Source organism: Stenotrophomonas sp. PS02300 (genome assembly GCF_029959395.1).
Lineage (GTDB): Bacteria > Pseudomonadota > Gammaproteobacteria > Xanthomonadales > Xanthomonadaceae > Stenotrophomonas > Stenotrophomonas maltophilia_AD.
Map to the genome: position 1 here is coordinate 1 of NZ_JASCOP010000250.1, position 1,146 is coordinate 1,146.

The following is a 1,146-nucleotide window of genomic DNA, read 5'->3' on the forward strand; positions in this document are numbered from 1 at the left end:
CCCCAGCCCCAACGGGCCCACACCACCGGCGTAGGGGTTGGCCCACGCCGGTGGGGGGTGCGCCGCCGTGGATTTCACGGCACGTCCTTGCCGGCTCTGCGAGGCTTCCCATGCCCCCGAATGGAGAGCGCGCATGCGCCCCCTGCTCCTGCTTGCCTGTCTTTCGCCCATGGCCCTGCTGCTGCCGGGCACCGCCGCCGCCGCCGAAGTCTGCGACATCCCGCCGCGCTACGGCCTGAGCCCGCTGGCGGCGAGCATCGTGCGCACCGCCTGCAACGAGCACCGCCTGTGGTACCGGCCTTTCATCGACGGTGAAGGGCGTGCCCGCAACCTTGGCGTGAGCGAGGCCGAACGCGAGTATCTCGCCGACGACGGCATGCCCGCGTGGCAGCGCGTGGTCAGCTACTGGCGCGACAGCGGCACGCTGGGGCCGATGGGCAGCCAGCCTGGCGCAACCAGCTGCATGGAGCCGTTCGGTACGCGCTACACCGACAGCGACTGCCGCGCCTTCCTGATCGACAACCCGTGGTCGGCCGCTTTCATCTCCTGGGTGATGAGCCGCGCCGGGGTGCCCGGCTTCACCCGCTCGCCGCGCCACATCGACTACATCCGCGCCGCTTACCAGAACACCGGCCCTTACCGGATGGCGGATCCGGCGCAGGAAAAGCCCGCGCCCGGCGACCTGTTGTGCTACCTGCGCGGCCGCAACGAATCGTTGAGTTACGCCGGGCTGGTGCAACAGCTCAGCGGCGGCACGGTGGCGAACTGGAAATCGCACTGCGAGGTAGTGATCGCGGCCAACATGGGCGGCGACCACACGCTGTACCTGATCGGCGGCAATGTCATGAACACGGTGGCCATGCGCAAGCTGTCGCTGGACCGCAGCGGCCGCATCCAGCTGCCGCCGGCCCCCTCCAGTGATCCCTACGACATGGGCTGCACCCCCGGACGCGAAGACGAGTGCAACTTCAACCGGCAGGACTGGGCCGCGCTGCTCAAGCTGGTGGCGACCGCACCGATCGGATCGACGACCAGCTACCCGCCATCGCCAGCGCCTGCGCCTGCGCCGGCCACCGGCCCGCTGCCGGCCGCCCAGCCTGGCGTGCCGGCCACGACGCCGCCGCCGAAGCCCACCTTCCCGCGCGT

1 protein-coding gene is annotated in these 1,146 nt (G+C 70.7%); it reads left to right on the forward strand.

Annotated features, from left to right (window positions below):
* Window positions 1-133: 133 nt before the first annotated feature.
* A partial coding sequence (locus tag QMX79_RS20775) for a DUF2272 domain-containing protein (RefSeq protein WP_282248464.1) occupies window positions 134-1,146 on the forward strand: 1,013 nt, incomplete at its 3' end.